Origin of the sequence: Streptomyces sp. NPDC057854 (assembly GCF_042797055.1) — a bacterium.
GTDB lineage: Bacteria > Actinomycetota > Actinomycetes > Streptomycetales > Streptomycetaceae > Streptomyces.
On sequence record NZ_JBHVMF010000025.1, the window covers coordinates 61,052 to 80,703 of the forward strand.

The following is a 19,652-nucleotide window of genomic DNA, read 5'->3' on the forward strand; positions in this document are numbered from 1 at the left end:
TCGTGTTTCACGTGAAACACTCCGTGCGCTCCACGGCACCCTCCGTGTTTCACGTGAAACAACGGCTCCCGCACCGGATTTCGGCCCTGGTCGCGGCCGGATTCCCAGGGCCGTACGGCAGGATGTCCCCCATGCCGAGCCTGAAGAAGACGAGCGGCCCCGTGGACGGGCCCGCGGCGCCGGACGAAGCACGTGCCGCCGAGCCGCCCGCCGTCGCCCCCACCCGGCGCGACGAGGTGGCCGCCGCGGGCAGCGAGCTCATCGGTGGCCGCTACGGGCGCCACGCCCTGCCCGGCAGCGGCCCCGCGGCCGGGCAGTTCACCCCGGTGCGGGTGATCGCCCTCGTGGCCATCGGCATGTTCGCCCTCGGCATGGTGCAGAAGCTGCCCTGCTACAACTGGGCCTGGTTCCGAGGCACCACCTCCCAGTACACCCACGCCTGCTACTCGGACATCCCGCACCTGTTCGCCGGGCGCGGCTTCTCCGAGGGCCTGGTGCCGTACTTCGACCGGCTCCCCGGCGACATACCGTTCCTGGAGTACCCCGTGCTGACGGGGCTCTTCATGGAGGTCGCGGCCTGGCTGACGCCGGGCGGCGAGCTCCAGGTGCAGGAGCAGACGTACTGGCTGGTCAACGCCGGCCTGCTGATGGTGTGCGCGGCCGTCCTCGCCGTCTGTGTGGCCCGGACCCACCGCCGGCGCCCCTGGGACGGCCTGCTGGTCGCGCTGGCGCCCACCGTGGCCCTCACCGCCACGATCAACTGGGACCTGCTCGCCGTGGCGCTCACCGCCGCCGCGATCCTCCTGTGGTCCCGCTCCCGGCCGCTCGCCGCCGGCGTCCTGCTCGGCCTGGCCGTCGCCGCCAAGTTCTACCCGGTGCTGATCCTGTGGCCGCTGCTGCTGCTCTGTGTGCGCGCCGGACGGCTGCGCGCCTTCGGCACCGCGCTGCTCGGTGCGGCGGGCTCCTGGCTCGTGGTCAACCTGCCGGTGATGCTCCTCGCACCCGAGGGATGGAAGCAGTTCTACCTCTTCAGCCGCGACCGGAACGTCGACTACGGCTCGGTCTGGCTGCTCGTCAGCCAGCGCGCCGGCGAGACGATCCCGCCCGAGCGGGCGAACCTGTACGCGGCTCTGCTGTTGGTGCTGGTCGCCGGCGGGCTCGGCTGGCTGGCCTTCGCCGCGCCGCGCCGGCCGCGGCTCGTGCAGCTGGCGTTCCTGATGGTCGCCGCGTTCGTCCTCACCAACAAGGTCTACTCACCGCAGTACGTCCTCTGGCTGGTGCCGCTCGCCGCGCTCGCCCGGCCGCGCTGGCGCGACTTCCTCATCTGGCAGGCGTGCGAGGTCGCGTACTTCCTCGGGATCTGGATGTACCTCGCCTTCACCGGCAGCGGCAACAAGCAGGGACTGCCGCTCGACGGCTACCACTTCGCGATCGTGGTGCACCTGCTCGGCACGCTCTACCTGTGCGCCATGGTCGTCCGGGACGTCCTCGCGCCCGAGAAGGACCCGGTCCGGCGGGACGGCTCCGACGATCCCTCGGGCGGCGTCCTGGACGGCGCCGCCGACGTCCTCGTCGTGGGCCGGGCCGCGCACCCGGCCCGGCACGCGGCCCCCGCGCCCGACTCCGGCACGCAGGAGCTGCTGGTGACATGGGGAACCCCCGGGGCCGAGGGCTCCCGGGGGTGATCCGAAGACGTGACGTACGGCCGGCTCAGCGCTCGACGAGCCGGTCGTACTGCGTCGTGGTGTGGCGCAGGTGCGCCACCAGCTCGTCGCCGACCTGGGGCTCCTGGGCGTCGGCCGGCACGAACAGGATCGACACCTGCATGTGCGGCGGCTCGGCGAACCAGCGCTGCTTGCCGGCCCAGACGAACGGCGACAGGTTTCGGTTGACGGTGGCCAGACCGGCCCGCGCCACGCCCTTGGCGCGCGGCATCACGCCGTGCATCGCCTTCGGGGCCTCCAGGCCGACGCCGTGCGAGGTGCCGCCCGCGACCACGACCAGCCAGCCGTCCGAGGCGGCCTTCTGCTGGCGGTAGCCGAAGCGGTCGCCCTTGGCGACCCGGGTGACGTCCAGGACCGAACCGCGGTACTCGGTGGCCTCGTGGTCGCCCAGCCAGAGCCGGGTGCCGATCCGGGCGCGGAACCGGGTCTGCGGGAACTGCTGCTGGAGCCGCGCCTGCTCGTCGGCCCGCAGGTGGCTCACGAACATGGTGTGCAGCGGCAGCCGGGCGGCCCGCAGCCGGTCCATCCAGGCGATGACCTCCTCGACGGCGTCCGTGCCGTCCGGGCGGTCGAGCGGCAGGTGCAGGGCGAAGCCCTCCAGACGGACGTCCTCGATGGCGGAGGCGAGCATCGCGAGCTCCTCCTCACGGACGCCGTGCCGCTTCATCGAGCTCATGACCTCGATGACCACCCGGGCGCCGACCAGGGCGTGCACCCCGTCCACGGAGGAGACGGAGCGGATCACCCGGTCGGGCAGCGGCACCGGCTCCTCGCCGCGCCGGAACGGCGTGAGGACCAGCAGGTCGCCGCCGAACCAGTCCTTGATCTTCGCGGCCTCGTACGTGGTCCCCACCGCGAGCATGTCGGCGCCGAACCGGGCCGTCTCCTCGGCGAGCCGCTCGTGCCCGAATCCGTAGCCGTTGCCCTTGCAGACCGGGATCAGACCGGGGAACTGGTCGATCACGGACTTCTGGTGCGCCCGCCAGCGAGCGGTGTCGACGTACAGGGTGAGCGCCATGGCCGGCCCGGAACCTTTCTGATGGCTGCGGTGGGAGATCGGAGACAGTCCGACTCCGCGGAACTACGAGGGTACGCAAGCCCCGAGGGGAGCGTCAGCGGCGCGACATGTAGATGTCCAGCGCCTTGTGCAGGAGCTTGTTCAGCGGGAAGTCCCACTCGCCGACGTACTCCACGGCCTCGCCGCCGGTGCCGACCTTGAACTGGATCAGGCCGAAGAGGTGGTCGGTCTCGTCCAGCGAGTCGGAGATGCCGCGCAGGTCGTAGACGGTAGCCCCCATCGCGTACGCGTCGCGGAGCATCCGCCACTGCATGGCGTTGGACGGGCGGACCTCGCGGCCGATGTTGTCGGAGGCGCCGTACGAGTACCAGACGTGCCCGCCGACGACGAGCATGGTCGCCGCGGAGAGGTTCACGCCGTTGTGGCGGGCGAAGTACAGGCGCATCCGGTTGGGGTCCTCGTTGTTGAGGACGGTCCACATGCGCTGGAAGTACGAGAGCGGGCGCGGCCGGAACTTGTCGCGGACCGCGGTGATCTCGTACAGGCGCTGCCACTCGGCCAGGTCCTCGTAGCCGCCCTGGACGACCTCGACGCCGGCCTTCTCGGCCTTCTTGATGTTGCGGCGCCACAGCTGGTTGAAGCCCTTGAGGACGTCGTCCAGGGAGCGGTTGGCCAGCGGGACCTGGAACACGTAGCGGGGCTGCACGTCGCCGAAGCCGGCGCCGCCGTCCTCGCCCTGCTGCCAGCCCATCCGGCGCAGCCGGTCCGCGACCTCGAACGCCTGCGGCACGACCTCGGTGGCCTGGACGTCCTTGAGGCGCTTGACGTCCGGGTCCTGGATGCCGGACTTGATCGCGGCGGCGTCCCAGCGGCGGATGACGACCGGCGGGCCCATCTTCACGGAGAAGGCGCCCTGCTGCTTGAGGTGGGCCAGCATCGGCTGGAGCCACTCGTCGAGGTTGGGGGCGTACCAGTTGATGACCGGACCCTCGGGCAGGTAGGCCAGGTAGCGCTTGAGCTTGGGCAGCTGGCGGTAGAGCACCAGGCCGACGCCGACGAGCTCGCCGGTCTTGTCGAACCAGCCGAGGTTCTCCGAGCGCCACTCGGTCTTCACGTCCGCCCACGCCGGGACCTGGCAGTGGCTCGCACCGGGCAGGCTCTGGATGTACGCCAGATGCTGCTCTCGGCTGATGGTCCTCAGGGTCAGGCTCATGCGGGGCGCTCCTCGGCAGGTGTGTCCCCATCGGTCAGGGGCTCCGGCTCTCGCGCCGAAGCCTACTGCGACCGGGGAGCGCCCCGAAGGGCCGCCGTGCCCCTGACGTGCTCGGTGTCAGTTGATCACGCCGGTGAAGAGCCCTCCGTGGGCCATGCCGAGGTAGAAGCCCACCGCGGCGGCGCCGAGGCCGATGATCAGGAAGAATCGTTCGCGGGTGGTGACGGAGATGAACTGTCCGTAGGCCCCGGTCAGGATGCCGATCAGACCCGTCCACGAGCTGAGCAGGTGCAGGTTGTGGAACTGCGCCGTGACGAAGGACAGCATGCCGAGCACCAGCGTCACCGCGAGCAGCGTGTCCTGGAGCGGGTGCGGCTTGCCGTCCGTCGCGAAGAGGGAGTGGCCGGGGTGGGGACGCATTGCCTGTGCCATGGGGCACCTCCTGGCGTGCCGTGCGGAGGGCGGCGCATCCTAGCGCCGCCGACGTCCGTTGTGTACAGATTGCGTCCCCTCCCCGGCGGATTTCAACCGCAAGGCGATGTGCGGGTACTCTGTACGGTCTGCGCCGGTGTCTGCCCTGGTCCTGCCAGCGGGACACCGACGCTCTACGCATCACGACCCTCCTGCCACGGAACGACCGTGGCCGCTGAGTCCAAAGGAGGTGGGTTCCACATGCGTCACTACGAGGTGATGGTCATCCTCGACCCCGATCTCGAGGAGCGCGCTGTCTCCCCGCTGATCGAGAACTTCCTCTCCGTCGTCCGTGAGGGCAACGGAAAGGTCGAGAAGGTCGACACCTGGGGCCGTCGTCGTCTCGCCTACGAGATCAAGAAGAAGCCCGAGGGCATCTACTCGGTCATCGACCTGCAGGCCGAGCCTGCGGTCGTCAAGGAGCTCGACCGCCAGATGAACCTGAACGAGTCGGTCCTCCGGACCAAGGTCCTCCGCCCCGAGACCCACTGAGCTTTCGCTCAGAGGTATCCGGGTCCGAGTAGCAGCAAGCAGCCAGAAGCAATCCCGCCGAGAGGTTCACCCATGGCAGGCGAGACCGTCATCACGGTCGTCGGCAATCTCGTCGACGACCCCGAGCTGCGCTTCACCCCGTCCGGTGCGGCGGTCGCGAAGTTCCGCGTCGCGTCCACTCCCCGCACCTTCGACCGGCAGACCAACGAGTGGAAGGACGGCGAGAGCCTGTTCCTGACCTGCTCGGTCTGGCGTCAGGCGGCGGAGAACGTCGCCGAGTCCCTTCAGCGAGGCATGCGCGTCGTCGTGCAGGGCCGGCTGAAGCAGCGGTCCTACGAGGACAACCAGGGCATCAAGCGCACGGTCTTCGAGCTGGACGTCGAGGAAGTCGGTCCCAGCCTGCGCAACGCCACGGCCAAGGTCACCAAGACCACCGGCCGCGGTGGCCAGGGTGGCGGCGGCGGCTTCGGCGGCGGCGGCCAGCAGGGTGGTGGCAGCGGCTGGGGTGGCAACTCCGGCGGCGGCCAGCAGGGCGGCGGAGCACCCGCCGACGACCCCTGGGCCACCGGTGGCTCCTCCGGCGGCGGCCAGCAGGCCGGCGGCGGTGGCGGCTGGGGTGGCAACTCCGGCGGCGGCTACTCGGACGAGCCCCCCTTCTAGGGATCCCACGGGACCCCGGAAGCGGGCTCGTACCCCACACTTCTTGATCACACAGGAGAAACACCATGGCGAAGCCGCCTGTGCGCAAGCCTAAGAAGAAGGTCTGCGCGTTCTGCAAGGACAAGACCGCGTACGTGGACTACAAGGACACGAACATGCTGCGGAAGTTCATTTCCGACCGCGGCAAGATCCGTGCCCGCCGCGTGACCGGCAACTGCACGCAGCACCAGCGTGACGTCGCCACGGCCGTCAAGAACAGCCGTGAGATGGCGCTGCTGCCCTACACGTCCACCGCGCGATAAGGGAAGGGTGACCGAAAAATGAAGATCATCCTCACCCAGGAAGTCTCCGGCCTCGGTGCGGCCGGCGACGTCGTCGAGGTCAAGGACGGCTACGCTCGCAACTACCTGGTCCCGCGCGGTTTCGCGATCCGCTGGACCAAGGGTGGCGAGAAGGACGTGGCGCAGATCCGCCGCGCCCGCAAGATCCACGAGATCGCGACCATCGAGCAGGCCAACGAGGTCAAGGCCAAGCTCGAGGGCACGAAGGTGCGCCTGGCCGTTCGCTCCGGCGACGCCGGCCGTCTCTTCGGCTCCGTGACCCCGGCCGACGTCGCCACGGCGATCAAGTCCGCCGGTGGTCCCGAGGTCGACAAGCGTCGCGTCGAGCTCGGTTCGCCGATCAAGACCCTGGGCTCGCACCAGGTGCTCGTGCGTCTGCACCCCGAGGTCGCCGCGAAGCTCGGCATCGAGGTCGTCGCCGCGTAACGCAGCGCTCAGCGCAGTACGGATGGGCCGCTCCCCGCTGGGGGGCGGCCCATCCGCCGTTCCAGGGGGCGGAGGCTCCCGCCGCTGTTTCACGTGAAACGGCGCCCGCGGTCAGCGGGTGGCGCCGGTGACGATCCAGCGGCCGGAGCGCATCCGGAACCAGAGGGTGCCCATCCGGACCGCCATCATCAGCGTCATCGCCCACCACAGCGCGGTCAGTCCGCCGCCGAGGACCGGGACCAGCAGGGCGACGGGCGCGAAGACCGCCAGCGTCAGCAGCATCGCCCAGGCGAGGTAAGGGCCGTCGCCCGCCCCCATGAGGACGCCGTCGAGGACGAAGACGACGCCGGAGATCGGCTGGGAGAGCGCCATCACGAGGAGCGCCGGGAGCAGGGTGGACCGGACGGCGGAGTCGCCGGTGAAGAGCGGGATGAAGAGCGGACGGGCCACGACGAGGGCCAGTCCGAGGACGACGCCGGAGACCACGCCCCACTGGACCATCCGGCGGCAGACCTGGCGGGCGCCCTCGGCGTCGTCCGCGCCGAGGTAGCGCCCGATGATCGCCTGGCCGGCGATGGCGATGGCGTCCAGGGCGAAGGCCATCAGGCTCCACAGGGAGAGGATGATCTGGTGGGCCGCGACCTCGGTGTCGCCCAGGCGGGCGGCGACGGCGGTGGCGATCATCAGGACCGCGCGCAGCGAGAGCGTACGGACCAGGAGGGGGGCGCCGGCCTGGGCGGAGGCCCGGATGCCGGTGGCGTCGGGCCGGAGCGAGGCGCCGTGGCGGCGGGCGCCCCGGACGACCACGACGAGGTACGCGGCGGCCATGCCGCACTGGGCGATGACGGTGCCCCAGGCGGAGCCCGCGATGCCGAGTCCGGCTCCGTAGACGAGGCCGACGTTGAGGGCGCCGTTGACGGTGAAGCCGCCGATGGCCACGTAGAGCGGGGTCCGGGTGTCCTGGAGACCGCGCAGGACGCCGGTGGCGGCCAGGACGATGAGCATCGAGGGGATGCCCAGGATCGAGATCCGCAGGTAGGTGGTGGCGTAGGGGGCGGCGGTGTCGGAGGCGCCGAAGACGTCGACGAGCCAGGGGGCCGTGGGCAGGGTGGCCGCGACGACGGCGAGACCGAGGAGGACGGCCAGCCAGATGCCGTCGATGCCCTGCCGGAGGGCGGCGGGCAGGTCGCCGGCGCCGACCCGGCGGGCGACGGCGGCCGTGGTGGCGTAGGCGAGGAAGACGAAGACGCTGACGGCGGTGGCGAGCAGGGTCCCGGCGATGGCGAGGCCCGCGAGCTGGGGCGTGCCGAGGTGCCCCACGATGGCGCTGTCGACCATCAGGAAGAGCGGTTCGGCGACGAGGGCGCCGAAGGCCGGCAGGGCGAGCGAGAGGATCTCGCGGTCGTGCCGGCGCAGGGCTGCCTTGGTGCGCGTGGGGGCCTGGGTCATGAGGTCAATCTAATCGTCCACAGGTAAGCGATGCAATGCCCTATCAGTCCTTACTTCGGAGGGGAGTGGGACTTCGGGTGTGAGTAGTTTGTTCTGATCGTGGCCCCGGGTGAAAAGTTTTTCTCCCCCACAGCCCGTGGATGGAAAAGGCGCAGGTCAGCGCGGTGATGGGAGGGGGGCTATGAGTTTGTCCACATGACTGTCCCCCGGTCCGTGCACAGGAACCGGCGGCTTATCCACAGCATTGGGGCCTTCACCCACAGAGCCTGTGGATAACCAGATTGGCCGACGGCCCTCGCGGGCCTACCGTGGACCGGCGCCCGACGCGCCAGAAGCGGACGCAAAAGCCACTCTTCGACCAAGGCCGTGGCGTAAGAAAGAGTGGCGCGGCGAGGTCCGCGGAGCGGACGGGAAGAGGTGGCCTGGTGAGCGTTCCCGAGCCCATGGACGACCCCTGGGCCGACGGCGGACCGAGCGACCGGCTGCCCGTACGCACCCGGGGCGAAGGCCGCGGGGACAACCGGGGCGAGGGCCGCGGGCGCGGCCGTGGCCGCGACGAGCAGCACGAGCGCGGCAGCGACGGCCCCTGGGACGGCGGACTCTCCGGCTTCGAGCGGGTCCCCCCGCAGGACCTCGACGCCGAGCAGTCCGTGCTCGGCGGCATGCTGCTCTCCAAGGACGCCATCGCCGACGTCGTGGAGATCATCAAGGGCCACGACTTCTACAAGCCCGCGCACGAGACCGTCTTCGGTGCGATCCTCGACCTCTACGCCAAGGGCGAGCCCGCCGACCCCATCACGGTCGGCGCCGAGCTCACCAAACGCGGCGAGATCAACCGCGTCGGCGGCGCCTCCTATCTGCACACCCTCGTCCAGTCGGTGCCGACGGCGGCGAACGCCTCGTACTACGCGGAGATCGTCCACGAGCGGGCCGTGCTCCGCCGGCTCGTGGAGGCCGGCACCAAGATCACCCAGATGGGATACGCGGCCGACGGCGATGTCGACGAGATCGTGAACTCGGCCCAGGCGGAGATCTACAAGGTCACCGAGCAGCGGACCACCGAGGACTACCTGCCGCTCGGCGACATCATGGAGGGCGCGCTCGACGAGATCGAGGCGATCGGCTCCCGTAGCGGCGAGATGACCGGCGTGCCCACCGGATTCAGCGACCTCGACTCCCTCACCAACGGCCTGCACCCGGGCCAGATGATCATCATCGCGGCCCGTCCCGCCATGGGTAAGTCCACGCTCGCCCTGGACTTCGCCCGGGCCGCGTCGATCAAGCACAACCTGCCCAGCGTCATCTTCTCCCTCGAAATGGGCCGCAACGAGATCGCGATGCGCCTGCTGTCCGCCGAGGCACGGGTCGCCCTGCACCACATGCGGTCCGGCACGATGACCGACGAGGACTGGACCCGGCTCGCCCGCCGCATGCCGGACGTCTCCCAGGCCCCCCTCTACATCGACGACTCCCCGAACCTGTCGATGATGGAGATCCGCGCCAAGTGCCGTCGCCTGAAGCAGCGCAACGGCCTCAAGCTCGTCATCATCGACTACCTCCAGCTGATGCAGTCCGGCGGCTCCAAGCGCGCCGAGAGCCGCCAGCAGGAGGTCTCCGACATGTCGCGAAACCTCAAGCTCCTCGCCAAGGAGCTGGAGCTCCCGGTGATCGCGCTCTCCCAGCTGAACCGTGGCCCCGAGCAGCGCACCGACAAGAAGCCGATGGTCTCCGACCTGCGTGAGTCCGGCTCCATCGAGCAGGACGCCGACATGGTCATCCTGCTCCACCGCGAGGACGCCTACGAGAAGGAGTCACCGCGCGCCGGCGAGGCCGACATCATCGTCGGCAAGCACCGTAACGGCCCGACGGCCACCATCACCGTCGCCTTCCAGGGCCACTACTCGCGCTTCGTGGACATGGCTCAGACCTGATCGGCCTGATCGTGCCCGGGACGGCCGGGCGGCATGATCGGGGCATGACCTCAGACTTCGAAGCCCTGCTGCCCACCACCGAGCGTTCGCTGCTGCACCGAGTGGCCCGCGCCCAGAGCGAGGGCCGCGCGCCCTCCTTCGTCGGCGCCGTCGCGCGCGGGGGAGCGATGGTGTGGAGCGGTGCGCGCTCCTGCGTCGACGGGCACGCGCCCGACGCCGACACGCAGTACCGGATCGGGTCGATCACCAAGGTGTTCACCGCCGTCCTCGTCCTGCGGCTGCGCGACGAGGGCCTGCTCGGTCTCGACGACCCGCTGGAGAAGCACCTGCCCGGCACGGGCGTCGGCGAGGTGACGATCGCCCAGCTGCTCGGGCACACCGGGGGGCTCGCCGCGGAGACCCCGTCGCCCTGGTGGGAGCGGACCCCCGGGTCCACCCGGCCCGAGCTCTCCGACGTCCTGGGGGAGGCACCCGTGGTGCGTCCGGCGGGCCGCGGCTTCCACTACTCCAACCCCGGCTACACGCTGCTCGGCTCCCTGGTCGAGGCGGTGCGGGGGGTCTCCTGGGAGGAGGCGCTGCGCACCGAGGTCCTGGAGCCGCTGGGCCTGCGCAGGACGACGTACGAGCCGGTCGCCCCGCACGCCGGGGGCTGGGCGGTGCACCCGTGGGCCGATGTGATGCTGCCGGAGCCCTCCGAGGACCTGGGGGTGATGGCGCCGGCCGGGCAGCTGTGGTCGACCGCCGCGGACCTGTGCAGGTTCGGCCACTTCCTCGCGGAGGGGGACGACCGTGTGCTGAGCGCCGCCACCGTCGCCGAGATGAGGGTGCCCGCCTCGCCGCCGGCCCCGGGGGACGCCCAGATGGGATACGGCCTCGGGCTGCAGCTCGCCCACGGGGAGAACGGCACGCTCATCGGGCACGGCGGCTCACTGCCCGGCTTCGTCGCCGGACTGTGGGTGGACGTGGCGGAGGGCCTGGTCGGCGTGGCCCTCGCCAACGCGACGAGCGGTCCGCAGCCCGGCGTCGTCGCCGCCGAGCTCGTACGGATCGTCGCGGAGGCCGAACCGCGGCTGCCCGAGCCGTGGCGCCCGCTGCCCGCGAGCGACGTCGACCAGGAGCTGCTGGCGCTGACCGGTCCCTGGTACTGGGGGACGTACTCCTACGGGCTGCGGCTCGGCGCGGAGGGCGAGGTGGTGCTGGAACCGCTGCGGGGCCCCGGCCGGCGGGCGCGTTTCCGGGCGCTGCCCGAGGGCGGCTGGCTCGGCCTGGACGGCTACTACGCGGGGGAGACGCTGCGGGTGGTCCGGCGCCCCGACGGACGGGTCAGCCATCTCGACCTCGGCTCCTTCGTCTTCACGCGGGAGCCGTACGAGCCCGGGGACGCGGTCCCGGGCGGGGTGGACGCGCAGGGGTGGCGCGGTCTCTGACGCGCCGTCGGGGCGTGCCCGGGAGCCCTGGGGTGCGCCGGTGCGCCCTCCGGGTGCCCGGAAGGCCCGTGTTTCACGTGAAACACGGGCCTTCTCCTTCGGCTGCCGGACGGTGTCAGAGGGCCCGCTTGAACCCCACGTGGCTCGCCTCGAAGCCGAGCCGCTCGTAGAAGCGGTGGGCATCGGTGCGGGTCGCGTCGGAGGTGAGCTGGACCAGCGCGCACTCCAGGCGCCGGGACTCCTCCACGGCCCATTCGATGAGCAAGGTTCCCAGACCGCTGCCGCGCTCCTCGGAGTGGATGCGCACCCCCTCGATGATCGAGCGGGTGGCGCCGCGGCGGGAGAGCCCGGGGACGATCGTCAGCTGAAGGGTGCCGACGACCTTCTCGGCGCGGACGGCGACGACCACGTGCTGGTTCGGGTCGTCCGCGAGCCGGGCGAAGGCGGCGAGGTAGGGCGCCAGGTCGTCCGGGGACTCCCGCTGGGCGCCGAGGGGGTCGTCGGCGAGCATCGCGACGATCGCGGGCAGGTCGTCCGCCGTGGCGGGACGGATCTCAAGATCGCTCATGCCCGCAGCGTACGGCGGTCAGACGGCGGTGGTCTCGCCTTCGACGACCCGGACCAGCGGGGCCAGCTCCGGGTTCTTCGCGGCCTCGTCCAGGGCCTCGCGCAGAGCCCGGTCGTGGGTGGGCCGTGCCTCGGCCAGGAGCGCCAGGCCGGCCTCGGTGACGTCGGTGTAGATACCGCGCCGGTCGGTCGCGCAGAGATAGCGGGTGAGCAGTCCGCGGTCCTCCAGGCGCGTGACCAGCCGGGTGGTGGCGCTCTGGCTGAGCACGACGGCGTCGGCGACCTGCTTCATCTGGAGGTGCCCGCCGGGGCCGTCGTGCTGGCGGCTGAGGACGTCGAGGAGCGAGTACTCGCGGGCGCTCAGACCGTGTCCGGACTCCAGCGCGCGCTCGACGCGGGACTCGATGCGGCCGTGCAGCAGGGAGAGGGCGCACCAGCGCTGGGCGAGCCCGGTGAGGGCGGGGTCCGTCGCGGTCATGGTCTCTCCTCGTCCCTGTCCTCGTCCGTGGGCCGCTGCGGCTCCAGGGTAGAGGTCAGCCCGCGGCGACCGTCAGCGGGGCGAAGCGGCGGTCGGCGTCGCCGGGCAGCGCGGGGGCCGAGCGGAGCATCATCGCGTTGACGGCGATCGGCTCCAGGCCGTTCTCCGTGAGCCAGTCGAGCAGGTCGGTGTGCCGGAGGTCGACGTCCGTGCGCAGCGGCCGGTCGCCGGCGGCGGCCAGCGAGGCCACCAGTGCCTGGGCGGTGGCGGTGTCGCGGGCGATCAGGGGGCCGACGACATGGGTGTCCATGTTGGGCCAGGCGGCGGCGAAGCCGGTGATCGCGCCGTCCTCGACGGCGACCCGCAGATGGTCGGCGAAGGCGGGGAGCCGGGTGAGAAGCGGCGTGCGGTCGAGCCCGAAGATCTTCTCGTCCAGGCGGAGCACCTCCTGGAGGTCCTCGGCGGTGGCCGGGCGGACCGGGACGCGCGGCGCGGGCACGGCACCGGAGAAGTGGCCCTTCACCATCTGCGAGCGGCCGATCTCGGTGAAACCGAGCTCCTCGTAGAGCGGCTGTCCGTTGGGAGTGGCGTAGAGCGACACGGGCGTCTCGCCGGTCTCCTCCAGGACGTGCCGCATCAGCCGGCGTCCGACGCCCCGGCGGGCGTAGCGCTCGGCGACGAGGACCATGCCGATGGCCGCGAGGCCGGGGCCGTACGAGGTGACCACGCAGCAGGCCAGCAGTCCGTCGCCGTCGGGGTCGTCGATGCCGTACCCGGTGCCCGCGGCGAGCAGCAGGCCCCACTTGTGCTCTTCGCGCGGCCAGCCGCGGTTCTCGGAGAGATCGGCGCAGGCCAGGAGGTCGTTCGGACCGAGGCGCCGCACGGGGAGCTGGGCGAGGGCGGTGGGGGAGATCGGCATGACGGCCAGGCTCTCCGACGGAGTGATCTTCCGTCCAGGGGTTTTCACGTGATGTTTCACGTGAAACGTGCCCGCGCCGAAAGAGTGGAGCCTAGTCCGCGCCCCGGGTCTTCGGCCCGGAAACGCCGCTTTCCGCCCGAAGTCTCTCCGGCGGCCGTCATGCTGCGAACACGGAAGCCGGCTGCGTGAGGCGAGGCACATGATGGATGGTCCGACCAGCACGACCGACGGGACGGGGGCCCGAATAGCGGAGCCTTCTCCCGATGCGGTGCTCGTCCGCCGCACCCTCGAGGAGATCGCCCCGGTCGCGGACAAGGTGACGTCGTACTTCTACGCGCTGCTCTTCGTCCGGAACCCCGCCCTGCGGGACCTGTTCCCGGCCGCGATGGACACCCAGCGGGACCGCCTGCTCAAGGCCCTGCTCACCGTCGCCGAGCGGATGGACGACAGCGCCTTCCTCGCCGAGTACCTGGGCCACCTCGGGCGCGGGCACCGCAAGTACGGCGTCGAGGCGGCTCACTACCCGGCGGTCGGCGAGGCGCTGATCGGCGCGCTGGTCCGGTACGCGGAGCGGCGCTGGGACGCGGAGACCGAGGCGGCCTGGGTGCGGGCGTACACGGTGATCTCGCAGACGATGATCGACGCGGCGGCCGAGGACGAGGTGAAGGCCCCCGCCTGGTGGCAGGCCGAGGTGGTCTCGCACGACCTGCGGACCCCGGACATCGCGGTGCTCACGCTGCGGCCGGCCGCGCCGTACCCCTTCCTCGCCGGGCAGTACACGACGCTGGAGACGCCCTGGTGGCCGCGCGTCTGGCGGCACTACTCCTTCGCGTCGGCGCCGCGCCCGGACGGGCTGCTCACCCTGCACGTGAAGTCCGTGCCGGCCGGCTGGGTCTCTCAGGCGCTGGTCCACCGGGCCCGGCCCGGGGACGTGCTCCGGCTGGGACCGCCGGCCGGTTCCATGACGGTCGACCACGCCACCGACACGGGGCTGCTGTGCCTGGGCGGCGGGACGGGCATCGCGCCGATCAAGGCGCTGGTGGAGGATGTCGCGGAGCACGGCGACCGGCGCAAGGTCGACGTCTTCTACGGGGCGCGCAGGGGCCATGACCTCTACGACATGGACACCCTGCTGCGGCTCCAGAAGACCTTCCCGTGGCTCTCCGTCCATCCGGTGACCGAGGCGCAGTGCCCGCTGCCGGAGGCGGTCCGGGAGGCGGGGCCGTGGACGGAGCGGGACGCCTATCTCTCGGGCCCGCTGGGCATGGTCCGGCAGGGCATCGACGTCCTGCGCGGTTCGGGGGTCCCCACGGAGCGGATCCGCCACGACTTCCTGGCGGAGCTCGCCGCCGTGGGGGCGGGGTCAGCCGAGGTCGGGGGCGTGCATGGCGCGCACCCCTTCGATGTTCCCGTCGAGGTAGTGGCGCAGTGAGAGCGGCACCAGGTGGACGGCGGCGATCCCGACGCGGCTGAACGGCACCCGGACGACCTCGTACTCGCCGACGGGTTCGTCGACCTCGGGCCCGTGGCGCATGCCGAGGTCCATGGAGACCAGCCGGCAGACGAAGAAGTGCTGGACCTTCACGCCGGAGACCCCGCCGTCGACGATGTGCTCGACGGTGTCGACGAAGCAGGGGACCACGTCGACGATCTTGGCGCCGAGTTCCTCGTGCACCTCGCGGTGCAGCGCTTCGACGACGGTCGAGTCGGAGGGCTCGACGCCGCCGCCGGGTGTGACCCAGTACGGATCCACCCCCGGCTTGGTGCGCTTGATGAGGATGAGGTCGTCTCCGTCGAGCAGGATGGCGCGTGCGGTGCGCTTGACCACGGGGCGTTCGGTCATGGGAAGAAAATGGCCCGTTCCCGAGCGGCTGAAACGCGCCGCTCCCCCGCGACCCGCCACGACGGCACCGCGCGACGGCACCGGCCGGAACGAGCCGCACATCACGGGCAGCCCCGCTCCCTGCCTCTCGCTCCGGCCGGTCCGCTTCCGGTCAGCTCGCCTTGCGTGCCGCGTCGAGCGCCCTCAGCACGTCGGCGATCAGGTCCTCCGGGTCCTCGGCGCCGACCGAGAAGCGGATGAAGCCCTCCGCGACCGCGTCCCCGCCCCAGCGTCCGCGCCGCTCCGCCGAGGAGCGGACCCCGCCGAAGCTGGTGGCGTCGTCGACCAGGCGCAGCTCGTCCAGGAAGCGCTCGGCCCGCGCGCGGTCGGCGAGCTCGAAGGAGATCACCGAGCCGAAGCGGCGCATCTGCCGGGCGGCGACCTCGTGCGAGGGGTCGTCGGGCAGCCCGGGGTGGCGCAGTCCGGTGACGTCGGGGTGGTCGGCGAGGACCCGGGCGAGTTCCAGGGCGGTGGCGCACTGGCGGTCGATGCGCAGCTGGAGGGTGGCCAGCGAGCGGTGGGCGAGCCAGGACTCCATGGGGCCGGGGATGGCGCCGACGATCTTGCGCCAGCGCCGTACCTCCGCGGCCCGGTGCGGGTCGCGGCAGCTGACGTGGCCCAGCAGGACGTCGCCGTGACCGGTCATGCCCTTGGTGTCGCTGGCGACCGAGAAGTCCGCGCCGAGCTCCAGCGGGCGCTGGCCGAGCGGGGTGGCGAGGGTGTTGTCGACGGCGACGAGCGCCCCGCCGGCGTGGGCCGCGGCGACCAGCCGGCGGATGTCGCAGACGTCGAGGCCGGGGTTGGACGGCGTCTCGATCCACAGCAGTCCGGCCCCGTCGAGGACGTCGAGCTGGGCGTCGCCGCCGGTTGGGGCGGTGCGCACCTCGATCCGGTACGCGCGCAGCTGCTCGTGGAGGAGCGGCAGGGCCTGGTAGCCGTCGGACGGCAGCACGACGGCGTCGCCGGCGGAGAGCTGCGAGAGGAGGACGGCGGAGATGGCGGCCATGCCGGAGGCGAAGACGACCGTCTCGACCGAGGCGTCCCCGGGCGCTTCCAGGGTGCCGATGGCCCGTTCCAGGTGGGTCCAGGTCGGGTTCTCGTCGCGGCCGTAGGTGTACGGGCCGGTCGGCTCGCCCGGGAGGTGGAAGTGGGCGGCGAACACGGGGCCCGGCAGGGTCGGTTCGTACTTGACGGGCTCGGGCAGTCCGGCCCGCACGGCGAGGGTCCCGTCGCCGGGGGCCTCGCCGTGGTGCTGGTGTTCCTGGGGGGTCACGGGTTCACGGAGTCCTTTCCTCGATCTCGTCCCCCGGTGTGCCGGCCCGGAGTCCGGCCCGGACGGCGGCGAGCAGTCCCTCGCTCGCGTCCTCGGTCATGCGCAGGCATTCCTCGAACCCCTCCGGTCCGCCGTAGTACGGGTCGGGGACGTCGAGCGCGTCCCCGGCGGCGGGGTCGTACGAGCGGAGCAGCCGGATCTTCGCCGCCTCGTCGGGGGTGCGGGCGAGGCGGCGGAGTTCGCGGAGGTGGCCCTCGTCGAGCGCGACCACGAGGTCGAGGTCCGCGAACCAGGAGGCATGGAACTGACGGGCGGTGTGCGCGGAGGTGTAGCCGTGTTCCGTCAGCACGGCGACGGTGCGCGGGTCCGCCGCCTCGCCCTCGTGCCAGCCGCCCGTGCCCGCGCTGTCCACCTCGACCGCACCGCCGAGGCCGGCCTCCTCCACGCGCGCGCGGAAGACGTGCTCGGCCATCGGGGAGCGGCAGATGTTTCCGGTGCAGACGAAGCAGACGCGATAGGTCATGGCGGGCGCTCAGTCCCCGTCCGGGAGCACGACGTTGAGCGCCCACGAGACGACGGAGATGATCAGGCCGCCGAGGACGGCGGTCCAGAAGCCCTCCACGTGGAAGCTGAGGTCGAACTGGTCGGCCAGCCACGAGGTGAGGAGCAGCATCAGGGCGTTGACCACCAGGGTGATCAGGCCGAGGGTCAGGATGAAGAGGGGCAGCGTCAGGAGCTTCACGATCGGCTTGACCAGGAAGTTGACGAGGCCGAAGACGAGGGCGACGAGCAGCAGGGTGACGACCTTCTTGCCCGTGCTCTCACCGGTCAGGGTGATGTCCTGGAGCAGCCAGATGGCGACCGCCAGGGCGCCCGCGTTGGCGAGCGTCTTGACTACGAAATTCTTCATGTGTCTGATCGTGGCAGAGACGATCGGGCCAAGGGCAGGGGCGAACGGCAGTGAAGGCATTCCGGCTGGACGATCTGGAGGCGGAGCGCGTCGCCAATCAGGGGGCGTACCTCCAGTTCCTGCGCGAGCGGAACATGTCGGTGGGGTTGTACGCGCTCGACGCGGGCGAGCGGGATCCGCAGTCGCCGCACGGCCAGGACGAGGTGTACTTCGTGGTGTCCGGCCGGGCGGCGATCACCGTCGGGGAGGAGACGACGCAGGTGGCGCGGGGCAGCGTCGTCTACGTGCCGGCCGGGGTGCCGCACCGCTTCCACCACATCAGCGAGGACCTGCGGGTGCTGGTGGTCTTCTCGCCGCCGGAGGCGTGAGCGGAGGCCGGCGGGCCGGGGCCTGCGGTCTGTGGGCCGTGGCCGGTGGGCCTGTCGGCATTGACCGGAGGGGGATCCGAGGCCGGCACTCCGGGGTGAGGCCCTGATTCCCCTAGGGGGTGCATCAGGGGAGAGCCCGGGCCTCCGGGGCTCCTGGGGCGGCGGTTCGCCGCCTAGCCTTGAGGTGTCCGGGAGGAAGGCTCCCGGACACGGGCTTCGAGAGCGAGGGAGAGAACCATGGCCGTGCAGGAGATTCTCGCGGGGCTGCCGTGGTGGGTGAAGTGGGTGGTGATACCCGCTCTGGTCCTGCTCGTCTTCGGCGGATTCATCACCAGCGTCCTCACCTTCGTCATCAGCCTGCTGTTCAAGGTGCTGCTGTTCGTCGCCCTCGTGGCCGGACTCATCTACGCCGTACGGAAGTTCGGCGGCCCGAAGAAGTCGGACCGCGACTGGTAGCACAAGCTACTCATCGGTATTCGGCGACGGCCGGGCGTTAGCCCGGCAGGGGGAACGCGCTGGTGGAAACGGGGTGGGGGGCGAGGGCGAGCCACTAGAGTGACAGATCTCCGCCGAGTCGGGGCCTACGGGCGTAGATCTCCGGCAGACCAGCGGTTTCCCGCTCGTCCCTGAAGGGTCCGGTCCGTCCGGGCCCTCGGTGTCCCAGGTCGGCGGGAGCGCGGGGGCGGCCCCCGCGAGCGGGTGCGTGCATCCGTTGTCACGCCTGGGGGTGAACCTTTGGCCATGGCTACGCAGACAGCTGCGCCGACCCTGATCGCCTCGGTGCAGCGGGCGCTGAGACTCCTGGAGGCCGTGGCCTCCCACCCGGACGGCGCCCCCGCCAAGCAGCTCGCCCGGGAGACGGGCCTTCCGCTGCCCACGACGTACCACCTCCTCCGCACCCTGACGCACGAGGGCTATCTGCTCCGCGACAAGGGTGCTTTCTATCTGGGGGAGGCAGCCGCCCGGCTGGCCGGCGGCGGGGCTGTGCAGAATCGTCGCACCAAGATCGAGGACTCCCTCGCCCACTGGCGGGACGAGATCGGTGTGCCGGTGTACTTCGCCCTCTACCGCGACGGCGAGATCGAGCTCGTCTCCGTCGCGGACACCCCCAACTCCCCCGCCGTCGAGGAATGGGCGGATTTCCGGGAGACCGGGCACGCGCACGCGATCGGGCAGTGCCTGCTCAGTCAACTCGATCTGAAAAGTCGTCAAGACCACCTCGACCGCTACCCGGTCACGCCCATCACTCCGTATACGGTGCGTAACCGCCAGGCGCTTTTGGAGCGTTTGGGTGGTTTGGGGCGAATGGAGCCCCTGGTGGAGCGCCAGGAATATGCGCTCGGCACGGTTTGCGCGGCCATCCCCATCACGGCGGGTTCCGCAGCGGCCACTCTGGCCATTTCTCTCCCGCTTCACCAGGAAGAACGGTTGCTCCCAGCAGTCGAGCGGCTACGTACCGAGATCGGAAGCCTCTTCAGTTCGCTCGCCTTCTCTATCAGTATCTGAAAAATCACTCCTTGTGATCTGCTAGCGCGTACAGCACGATTGCGTCAAGAGGGCCACGGGGGATCATTCCTGGCCGTTTCGGTCACAGCTTTCAGCAGCTGTGTTTACACAACTGCTCCATCTACTGCGGGGTACATGATGCGAGAGTCGGTTCAGGCAGAGGTCCTGATGAGCTTCCTCGTTTCGGAGGAGCTCTCCTTCAAGATCCCAGTTGAACTGCGCTACGAGACCCGGGATCCCTACGCGGTGCGGATGACCTTCCACCTTCCCGGAGACGCGCCCGTGACCTGGGCGTTCGGCAGGGAGCTGCTGCTCGACGGGATCAACCGCCCGAGCGGCGACGGCGACGTCCACATCGCCCCGACGGACCCCGAGGGCCTGTCGGACGTCTCCATCCGGCTCCAGGTGGGCGGCGACCGCGCCCTCTTCCGCGCCAGCGCCCCGCCGCTCGTCGCCTTCCTCGACCGCACGGACAAGCTGGTCCCGCTCGGTCAGGAACAGACACTGGGCGACTTCGAGGACAGCCTGGAGGCCGCGCTCGGCCGGATCCTTGCCGAGGAGAGCGCCGGTCCGGCCTGAACCCGGCGCTCCCCTCCG

Annotated in this window: 23 protein-coding genes; 12 read left to right on the forward strand and 11 right to left on the reverse strand. The window is 71.0% G+C overall.

Features of this window, described 5'->3' with window-relative positions:
- Positions 1-122: 122 nt before the first annotated feature.
- On the forward strand, positions 123-1,685 hold the full coding sequence (locus ACFVQZ_RS29770; RefSeq protein WP_383627782.1) for a glycosyltransferase family 87 protein: 1,563 nt from the start codon (positions 123-125) through the stop codon (positions 1,683-1,685).
- A 25-nt stretch (positions 1,686-1,710) separates the two neighbouring features.
- Here the strand turns inward: ACFVQZ_RS29770 and ACFVQZ_RS29775 are convergent, their stop codons facing one another.
- The 3 genes from ACFVQZ_RS29775 to ACFVQZ_RS29785 all read right to left on the reverse strand — a co-directional run bounded on the left by ACFVQZ_RS29775 (position 1,711) and on the right by ACFVQZ_RS29785 (position 4,387).
- Complete coding sequence (locus ACFVQZ_RS29775) at positions 1,711-2,742, reverse strand: alanine racemase (protein WP_030493786.1); 1,032 nt, start codon at positions 2,740-2,742, stop codon at positions 1,711-1,713.
- 94 nt (positions 2,743-2,836) lie between these two features.
- Positions 2,837-3,955: a peptidoglycan bridge formation glycyltransferase FemA/FemB family protein gene (locus ACFVQZ_RS29780; protein ID WP_030493787.1), complete on the reverse strand. Its 1,119-nt coding sequence runs from the start codon at positions 3,953-3,955 to the stop codon at positions 2,837-2,839.
- 117 nt (positions 3,956-4,072) lie between these two features.
- A complete protein-coding gene (locus ACFVQZ_RS29785; protein ID WP_030493788.1) occupies positions 4,073-4,387 on the reverse strand; it encodes a hypothetical protein in 315 nt (104 codons plus the stop codon).
- A gap of 240 nt (positions 4,388-4,627) precedes the next feature.
- Here ACFVQZ_RS29785 and rpsF point away from each other — a divergent pair, with 240 nt between their 5' ends.
- The 4 genes from rpsF (at position 4,628) to rplI (ending at position 6,345) form a co-directional block, all read left to right on the forward strand.
- The gene (gene rpsF / locus ACFVQZ_RS29790; RefSeq protein ID WP_004950685.1) at positions 4,628-4,918 is read left to right on the forward strand and encodes a 30S ribosomal protein S6; all 291 of its coding nucleotides are present in this window, start codon (positions 4,628-4,630) and stop codon (positions 4,916-4,918) included.
- 72 nt (positions 4,919-4,990) lie between these two features.
- Positions 4,991-5,578 carry a single-stranded DNA-binding protein gene (locus tag ACFVQZ_RS29795; protein WP_030493789.1) on the forward strand — a complete coding sequence of 196 codons (588 nt, stop codon included), beginning with the start codon at positions 4,991-4,993 and terminating at the stop codon, positions 5,576-5,578.
- 65 nt (positions 5,579-5,643) lie between these two features.
- Positions 5,644-5,880, forward strand: coding sequence for a 30S ribosomal protein S18 (rpsR, locus tag ACFVQZ_RS29800; protein WP_005315025.1), 237 nt, complete (start codon positions 5,644-5,646; stop codon positions 5,878-5,880).
- Between the two features lie 18 nt (positions 5,881-5,898).
- A complete protein-coding gene (gene rplI / locus ACFVQZ_RS29805; protein WP_030493790.1) occupies positions 5,899-6,345 on the forward strand; it encodes a 50S ribosomal protein L9 in 447 nt (148 codons plus the stop codon).
- Positions 6,346-6,456: 111 nt separating this feature from the next.
- Here rplI and ACFVQZ_RS29810 read toward each other — a convergent pair whose 3' ends face one another.
- Complete coding sequence (locus ACFVQZ_RS29810; RefSeq protein WP_383627786.1) at positions 6,457-7,794, reverse strand: MATE family efflux transporter; 1,338 nt, start codon at positions 7,792-7,794, stop codon at positions 6,457-6,459.
- Positions 7,795-8,237: 443 nt separating this feature from the next.
- Between ACFVQZ_RS29810 and dnaB the strand changes: the two genes are divergently transcribed.
- Both dnaB and ACFVQZ_RS29820 read left to right on the forward strand, forming a co-directional pair.
- The gene (gene dnaB / locus ACFVQZ_RS29815; protein ID WP_030493792.1) at positions 8,238-9,725 is read left to right on the forward strand and encodes a replicative DNA helicase; all 1,488 of its coding nucleotides are present in this window, start codon (positions 8,238-8,240) and stop codon (positions 9,723-9,725) included.
- A gap of 44 nt (positions 9,726-9,769) precedes the next feature.
- Entirely contained in the window at positions 9,770-11,152 is a 1,383-nt protein-coding gene (locus ACFVQZ_RS29820) for a serine hydrolase domain-containing protein (RefSeq protein WP_383627788.1), read from the forward strand.
- A gap of 115 nt (positions 11,153-11,267) precedes the next feature.
- On the opposite strand, the gene ACFVQZ_RS29825 is transcribed toward ACFVQZ_RS29820, so the two are convergent.
- The 3 genes from ACFVQZ_RS29825 to ACFVQZ_RS29835 are packed head-to-tail and all read right to left on the reverse strand — an operon-like array spanning position 11,268 to position 13,116.
- The gene (locus tag ACFVQZ_RS29825; protein WP_030493794.1) at positions 11,268-11,720 is read right to left on the reverse strand and encodes a GNAT family N-acetyltransferase; all 453 of its coding nucleotides are present in this window, start codon (positions 11,718-11,720) and stop codon (positions 11,268-11,270) included.
- Between the two features lie 18 nt (positions 11,721-11,738).
- Positions 11,739-12,197: a MarR family transcriptional regulator gene (locus ACFVQZ_RS29830; protein ID WP_030493795.1), complete on the reverse strand. Its 459-nt coding sequence runs from the start codon at positions 12,195-12,197 to the stop codon at positions 11,739-11,741.
- A 55-nt stretch (positions 12,198-12,252) separates the two neighbouring features.
- Positions 12,253-13,116 (reverse strand): GNAT family N-acetyltransferase, encoded by an 864-nt coding sequence (locus tag ACFVQZ_RS29835; RefSeq protein WP_383627791.1) that lies wholly within the window; start codon positions 13,114-13,116, stop codon positions 12,253-12,255.
- Between the two features lie 199 nt (positions 13,117-13,315).
- Here ACFVQZ_RS29835 and ACFVQZ_RS29840 point away from each other — a divergent pair, with 199 nt between their 5' ends.
- A complete protein-coding gene (locus tag ACFVQZ_RS29840; protein ID WP_383627793.1) occupies positions 13,316-14,548 on the forward strand; it encodes a globin domain-containing protein in 1,233 nt (410 codons plus the stop codon).
- Here ACFVQZ_RS29840 and ACFVQZ_RS29845 read toward each other — a convergent pair.
- From ACFVQZ_RS29845 to ACFVQZ_RS29860, 4 genes are all read right to left on the reverse strand, one after another.
- Entirely contained in the window at positions 14,480-14,959 is a 480-nt protein-coding gene (locus ACFVQZ_RS29845) for an NUDIX hydrolase (protein WP_030493798.1), read from the reverse strand. The genes ACFVQZ_RS29840 and ACFVQZ_RS29845 overlap by 69 nt on opposite strands.
- 151 nt (positions 14,960-15,110) lie before the next feature.
- Positions 15,111-16,271, reverse strand: coding sequence for a cystathionine gamma-lyase (locus tag ACFVQZ_RS29850; RefSeq protein WP_383627795.1), 1,161 nt, complete (start codon positions 16,269-16,271; stop codon positions 15,111-15,113).
- Positions 16,272-16,275: 4 nt separating this feature from the next.
- Positions 16,276-16,794, reverse strand: a complete 519-nt coding sequence (locus ACFVQZ_RS29855) for a low molecular weight protein-tyrosine-phosphatase (RefSeq protein ID WP_030493800.1) — start codon at positions 16,792-16,794, stop codon at positions 16,276-16,278.
- Positions 16,795-16,803: 9 nt separating this feature from the next.
- Positions 16,804-17,181 carry a phage holin family protein gene (locus ACFVQZ_RS29860; protein WP_030493801.1) on the reverse strand — a complete coding sequence of 126 codons (378 nt, stop codon included), beginning with the start codon at positions 17,179-17,181 and terminating at the stop codon, positions 16,804-16,806.
- 50 nt (positions 17,182-17,231) lie between these two features.
- On the opposite strand from ACFVQZ_RS29860, the gene ACFVQZ_RS29865 reads away from it, so the two are divergent.
- The 4 genes from ACFVQZ_RS29865 (at position 17,232) to ACFVQZ_RS29880 (ending at position 19,634) form a co-directional block, all read left to right on the forward strand.
- Positions 17,232-17,549, forward strand: a complete 318-nt coding sequence (locus ACFVQZ_RS29865) for a cupin domain-containing protein (protein WP_030493802.1) — start codon at positions 17,232-17,234, stop codon at positions 17,547-17,549.
- Between the two features lie 237 nt (positions 17,550-17,786).
- Positions 17,787-18,005, forward strand: a complete 219-nt coding sequence (locus ACFVQZ_RS29870; protein ID WP_383627798.1) for a DUF5326 family protein — start codon at positions 17,787-17,789, stop codon at positions 18,003-18,005.
- Positions 18,006-18,290: 285 nt separating this feature from the next.
- Positions 18,291-19,055 (forward strand): IclR family transcriptional regulator, encoded by a 765-nt coding sequence (locus ACFVQZ_RS29875; protein WP_383627800.1) that lies wholly within the window; start codon positions 18,291-18,293, stop codon positions 19,053-19,055.
- A gap of 138 nt (positions 19,056-19,193) precedes the next feature.
- A complete protein-coding gene (locus tag ACFVQZ_RS29880) occupies positions 19,194-19,634 on the forward strand; it encodes an SsgA family sporulation/cell division regulator (RefSeq protein ID WP_030493805.1) in 441 nt (146 codons plus the stop codon).
- The last annotated feature ends 18 nt before the right edge of the window (positions 19,635-19,652 follow it).